Annotated in this window: 6 protein-coding genes; 5 read left to right on the plus strand and 1 reads right to left on the minus strand. The window is 48.6% G+C overall.

Annotated features, from left to right (window positions below):
- The 5 genes from AACS18_RS07420 to AACS18_RS07440 all read left to right on the plus strand — a co-directional run.
- Positions 1-1,755, plus strand: a 1,755-nt coding sequence (locus AACS18_RS07420) for a terminase large subunit domain-containing protein (RefSeq protein WP_108612132.1), incomplete at its 5' end; no start/stop codon positions are given.
- On the plus strand, positions 1,752-2,765 hold the full coding sequence (locus AACS18_RS07425) for a phage portal protein (protein ID WP_108612133.1): 1,014 nt from the start codon (positions 1,752-1,754) through the stop codon (positions 2,763-2,765). The genes AACS18_RS07420 and AACS18_RS07425, both read left to right, overlap by 4 nt.
- 58 nt (positions 2,766-2,823) lie before the next feature.
- A complete protein-coding gene (locus tag AACS18_RS07430; RefSeq protein ID WP_108612134.1) occupies positions 2,824-3,075 on the plus strand; it encodes an ogr/Delta-like zinc finger family protein in 252 nt (83 codons plus the stop codon).
- Positions 3,076-3,266: 191 nt separating this feature from the next.
- Positions 3,267-4,382 (plus strand): ParB/RepB/Spo0J family partition protein, encoded by a 1,116-nt coding sequence (locus tag AACS18_RS07435; RefSeq protein ID WP_108612135.1) that lies wholly within the window; start codon positions 3,267-3,269, stop codon positions 4,380-4,382.
- A gap of 3 nt (positions 4,383-4,385) precedes the next feature.
- Complete coding sequence (locus AACS18_RS07440; RefSeq protein WP_108612136.1) at positions 4,386-5,405, plus strand: hypothetical protein; 1,020 nt, start codon at positions 4,386-4,388, stop codon at positions 5,403-5,405.
- 2 nt (positions 5,406-5,407) lie between these two features.
- On the opposite strand, the gene AACS18_RS07445 is transcribed toward AACS18_RS07440, so the two are convergent.
- On the minus strand, positions 5,408-5,982 hold a 575-nt coding region (locus AACS18_RS07445), incomplete at its 5' end, for a DNA adenine methylase (protein WP_146184751.1).

A 5,982-nucleotide genomic window follows, 5' to 3' on the forward strand; every position in this document is an offset into this window, starting at 1 on the left:
CAGGAGATCAAGGACGAACTGGGGCTTAACTCCTGCCGTGTGGTCTACTTCTGGGCCGAGAAATACGGCTGGCGGGATCTGCTGACCGAAGAGGCTGTGGAGGATGCCATTGCCCGCCGGGTGCAGTCGCTGCTCGGGCGAGAGAAGAAAACCAGCGCCGAGCTGGACGAACTGGACCGGCTTATCGGTCACCACGTCAGCCTCAAAGAGAAGGCCATCAAGTGGGCCGAGCGCCAGCAGGCCATCAAGGCCCAACGTGAAGTGGGAGACGAACCCGCCTCACCGCGAACCCCACGCGGGCGCGGTGGCCAGGAGGGCGGCCGCAAGGGGAAGGGCGGCAAGAAGGGCAAGAACGAGGTCAGCCACCTGACGGCCAACGACTTTGCCGAGTGGCTGGGTACCCTGTTTGGCTACCAGCTGCGCTGTCGGGAGGCCAAGAACGACCCGGCGCTGCCGCGCACCCGCAATATCCTCAAATCCCGCCAGATCGGCATGACCTACTACTTTGCCGGCGAGGCACTGGAAGATGCCATTCTCACTGGCGGCAACCAGATATTCCTGTCAGCCACCCGCGCCCAGGCAGAGGTGTTCCGCTCCTATATCTGCAAGATTGCCCAGACCTTCCTCGGCGTCACTCTGACCGGTAACCCCATCGTGCTCTCGAACGGGGCCGAGCTGCATTTTTGCTCCACCAACTCCAACAGCGCCCAGTCCCGCTCCGGCAACGTCTACATCGACGAGTATTTCTGGATCCCCAACTTCGAGAAGCTCTCCGACGTGGCCAGCGCCATGGCGACCCAGAGCCGCTGGCGCAAGACCTATTTTTCAACCCCGTCGAGCAAGGTGCACGAGGCGTATCGGTTCTGGACGGGGGATCGCTGGAAGGGGCAACGCCCGAGCCGGGTGGCGATCGATTTCCCGGGCGAAAATGACCTGCGCGATGGCGGCCGCGTCTGCCCGGATCGGCAGTGGCGTTACGTCATCACCATCGAAGATGCCATTCGGCTTGGCTGCAACCTCATCGACATCGAGGAGCTTAAAGACGAGTACCCGGAGGAGGTGTTCGACAGGCTCTACATGTGCCGCTTTATCGATGATGCGCTGTCGGTGTTCAAGTTCCAGGACATGGAGCGGGCCGGGGTAGACCCGAGCCGGTGGGAGGATTACAAGCCCGGGCGGCCTGATCCGTTTGGCCGGCGCGAGGTGTGGCTGGGTTACGACCCGAGCCGTACCCGCGACAACGCCACCCTGGTGGTGGTTGCCCCGCCGATGGTCGCTGGCGAGCGCTTTCGGGTGCTCGAGAAGCACTACTGGCGCGGGCTCAACTTCCAGTACCAGGCGCAGGAGATTGAGCGCATCGCCAAGAAATTCCGGGTCACCTATCTCGGGGTCGATGTCTCCGGCATTGGCGCCGGGGTCTATGACCTCTTGAAGCCCACCTTCAAAGGCATATGCCACCCCATCAACTACAGCATCGAGAGCAAATCGCGGCTGGTCCTCAAGATGATCGACGTGGTCGAGGCAAACCGCATCGAGTGGGACAGCGCAGATCGGGATATTCCGCTGGCGTTCCTTGCCATCAAGCGCAGCACCACCGGCGGCGGTCAGATGACGTTTCGGGCCGCCCGGGACAATGTGACCGGCCACGCAGACGTCTTTTTTGCCATCGCCCACGCTGTGGCCAACGAGCCGCTCGATACCACCCGCAAACGTAAATCCACCTGGGCAACCAGCCAGGAGAGAAAGGCAGCATGACCAAGCGACACAAATCCCAACCAGCCCGGGCGGCCACCCCAGCAAAGAGCGCGGTGGCGTTCAGCATGCCGGAGGCCATCGACCCCACCGCCTGGATGACCGATTACACCGGGGTGTTCTACAACCCCTATGGCGAGTATTACCAGCCGCCCATCGAGCGCAAAGGGCTGGCCAAGGTGGTGCGGGCCAATGCCCACCACGGGGCCATCCTGATGGCGCGCCGCAACATGGTGGCGGGGCGCTTTACCAATCAGCGCACCACTGTCACCGCCTTTGCTCATAACTACCTGCAGTTCGGGGACGCGGGCTTGCTCAAGCTGCGCAACGGGTTTAACCAGGTGGTGGGGCTGCTGCCGCTCTCCAGCGTCTACCTGCGCCGGCGCGAGGATGGCTGCTTTGTCTACCTGCAGCAAGGTAAACCGAACCTGATTTACCGGCCGGAGGATGTCATCTGGCTTGCCCAGTACGACCCCGAGCAGCAGATCTACGGCATGCCCGATTACCTGGGCGGCCTGCAGTCGGCGCTGCTTAACCAGGACGCGACCCTGTTTCGGCGCAAATACTTCCTCAACGGCGCCCACATGGGCTTCATCTTCTACGCCACCGACCCGAACATGGATGACGACACCGAGGAGGAGATGAAGGAGATGATTGCGAGCAGCAAGGGGGTGGGGAATTTCCGCTCCATGTTCGTCAACATCCCGGACGGCAAACCCGATGGCATCAAGCTTATTCCGGTGGGGGACATTGCCACCAAGGACGAGTTCGCGGCCATCAAGGGGATCACTGCCCAAGATGTACTGACCTCTCACCGCTTCCCGGCGGCGCTGGCCGGCATCATTCCGACCAATGGCGGGGGAGGGCTCGGGGATCCCGAGAAGTACGATGCCACCTATGCCCGCAACGAGGTGCTGCCGCTGTGCGAGCTTATCCAGGATGCCATCAACAGCGCGGGACTCCCTCGCTCCCTCTGGGTCGATTTTCGGGAGAATATCGGTTCAACTGTATAAACAAACAGTGTTCGCTGTGGCAAGATAGGCTGTTGATTTGGATAGAAAAGGGGGCGTAATGCGGGTTTATTGCAAAGTGTGTGGCCAGCGGGGCCGCATTACCAAGACCAACCGACTGAGCGATGATGTCTCGGATCTCTACTGCCAGTGCACTGACGCTGAATGCGGTCACAGCTGGGTGGCCACCCTGTCGTTCGCCCACACCCTAAGTCCTTCGGCCAAGACCACAAACCAGCTGGTGCTGAGCTTGATGGGGTCGCTGACGCCTGAGGGGCGGCGGCTAGTATTAGAAGAATTAGTTGAACGATAGAAAAGAGATTTAATTTTCAGACAGAGAATTGAAGGCTAACATGTTAGCTTGATTAGTTTTTCTGTTCAAGCTGTAAGTGCACGTATATGTACAATATTACCATTTTTTCATAGCAAACTTTAAAAAAAAATGGTAATGAGATGAAAAACTAATAGAATATCTCTATCAATATATCAAGCATGGTACATGAAATGATGCGTACAGTATTAGAACCATTTAAAACACAAATGATATCACCGACAGAGTTAATCTTGGATGCTAAAAATCCTAGATTATATAATGGTAGAGACTTCAATGATAAATCAGAGGTTGATGAATTAGTTAAAGCATTGTCTGACACTGCTGATTTGGATGAGCTTATTAAATCCATTTCAGAGAATGGATATATGTCTATTGAACCTTTAATCGTCATGAAAAAGGACAATGGATATGTTGTGTTAGAGGGAAATCGCCGCTTGGCAGCAATAAAACTTCTAACAGAACCTGGATTGGCGCAGAAATGTCGTGTTGTCGTGCCAAGCTCCTTGAGGCCTGATGTTTTAAGAAGTTTGAGTGAAGTCGCTGTATACCTTGTAAATGATGAGTCTGAAGCCCGTTCATTTATTGGTTTTAAGCATGTCAACGGACCTCATAAATGGGATTCATTTGCAAAAGCACAGTTTGCATACAAGTGGTTTGTAAGTGAAAGGGGGAATGGTTTAACAATTGATGATATAACGAAAAAATTAGGTGATAGTAATAATACTGTCCGTTCAATTGTTAGTGCCATGTTTGTGCTTGAACAAGCAAAAAATTCAAATGTATATGATATACATGCGGATAGAATGTCACCAAAATTTTCATTTTCACATCTGTATACGGCATTAAACAGAACTGAGTATAAAGATTTTCTTGGCCTTGAAAGGGACTGGAATGTTACATTGAATGCGGACCCTGTCCCTTCCAAAAACATCGAAAAATTGAAAGATGTTTTGATCGGATTATATGGTTTTAAAAAAGAAAGAAGACTTTCATTAATATCATCTCAGAATCCTGACCTAAAGTATTTTGGTGAGGTTTTGGCTAATCAGGCCTCATATGAGGCATTTAAGTCTGGTGCTGAAAGTTTATCTGAGCTTTACAAACAAGCAGGGGATCCTTTACAGCATATAAAGGATTCATTTCTAGAGATAAATAAACAACTTGACACTATATCCTCTGTTTTAGATAGAACATCAGTTTTGGATGAGACAACTAAAAATTATATAGAGCAATTCAAGAAAAAAGTTTCAAAAGTCAATTTTCAGTTGCAAAATATTGAGGGTTAAAAGATGCAACTGCTGCCCTATCCTGAAAGTCACTATATTCAAGTGAAGTTAGATTGGTTGGAACTGTCGTGCCTGTCAAATGTTTATTTTACATTCCGAATATCTGAGTTGAGAAATATTTTAGAGAATTTAGACTCATTTTCATCTTCAGATATAGGTCAGGAAGATGCCAGTGTTGAAAATGAAATTCAAAAATTATTGGAACAGTCGCAGCAACGAAGTTCAATCTTAGGAGATAGTTATCCTTTTGTTTTTGTTGAAGATTCACAATGCCTAGAGTTAAAGGCGGCGAGTATAGATGAGTTGACAACTGATCAACATATCTATCTTTATTGTTTATATTTCTCTCATATGTCTGCATCTAAATTATTTAGTGGGTTATCAACTCCTACTAATAAAGATCGCGATTTATTGCAAATAGCGGCGACAATAGCATTAGCTGGTTTTACACAGGGGCATAGTCTATCTTTTGGCTGGCCAAGGCCTGATAGCTCAGAGTTTTATGATGCATTAAATAGAGCGGTAGGATTGATTGGCGAAGGTAGAGTAAAGCCATTTGACAGTGTTAACCTCTATCTTCAAACACGCCCTCACAAGGATGCTGGAATTGATGTTATATCTTGGACAGATAATAATCCTATGGATAAAATGCCTGGTGGAAAAATAATTTATTTTGCACAAGTGGCGAGTGGTAATAATTGGCGTTCGAAACCGGTAAAAGAGGATATTGAAGCGATACAGCGGCACTGGTTATCAGAACGTATATATAGAATAATTGATGCTATGGTTATACCCTTTGATTTTGAAAGTGATGACGAGTCGTTAAAACGAGCTGAAGTGTCTCTCATTGCAGATGAATTTGGTGCTGTGATTCATAGGCTTAGGTTACCCACTTATTTTAAACGAGGGCTAGAGCTGGCAGCAGCAAATCCAGATCTATTAATTGAGAGAGGAGAAGAGGTTCACGATATATGTCAATATGTTATAAATAAAACGGAACTGTTACAGGGTGATGCGGCCTAAATTTAGGCCGTTTTTATATTATCATTGTTGTCAAAAATACGGTCTACAGAGTCAAGTACGTCAGATGTAAATAGGGACTCTGGCATTCTAAGTCTTGAGTCTGCGATCATTAACTCCTTACCTACTTTAGCTTTATTCATGACGTAACTTATTTCAACAGCTCTTGCGCCATGCTTAGAATACAACTCATGTACTAACGGATGATCATCATAAGATATAAGCCAACGATTAGAGTATCCTGAAATATATTCTTTCAGTCTTCTGTGTTCGGCTTCATTGAAACAGAAATTTTTTGAGTATATATTTTTACCTTCCTTTACATAAGGTGGGTCTAAATATATGAAATCTCGATTATAATTTTCTTTATCATCGAATCTCTCTAGAAAATCAATGCAATCTTCATTGTATACGAAGATGTTATCGCGCATGTTAGCGATTTTTTCTAGCTTCTTAATTAATGTGCTAACTGTATATCTACAGTCAATTTTATATTTACCCGTTTGCTCCAAACCACCAATTGGTCCAGCACTGAGTATTCCAGATCTATTGGATCTGTTTAAATAGAATGCACTAAATC

The sequence above is a fragment of the Aeromonas sp. HMWF015 genome, assembly GCF_963878965.1.
Lineage (GTDB): Bacteria > Pseudomonadota > Gammaproteobacteria > Enterobacterales > Aeromonadaceae > Aeromonas > Aeromonas veronii.

Excerpts from the sequence above, each read along its gene's own strand:
- AACS18_RS07425 (WP_108612133.1), top strand. The coding sequence starts at position 1,752 with ATGACCAAGCGACACAAATCCCAACCAGCCCGGGCGGCCACCCCAGCA.
- AACS18_RS07435 (WP_108612135.1), top strand. The coding sequence starts at position 3,267 with ATGATGCGTACAGTATTAGAACCATTTAAAACACAAATGATATCACCG.
- AACS18_RS07440 (WP_108612136.1), top strand. The coding sequence starts at position 4,386 with ATGCAACTGCTGCCCTATCCTGAAAGTCACTATATTCAAGTGAAGTTA.
- AACS18_RS07430 (WP_108612134.1), top strand. The coding sequence starts at position 2,824 with ATGCGGGTTTATTGCAAAGTGTGTGGCCAGCGGGGCCGCATTACCAAG.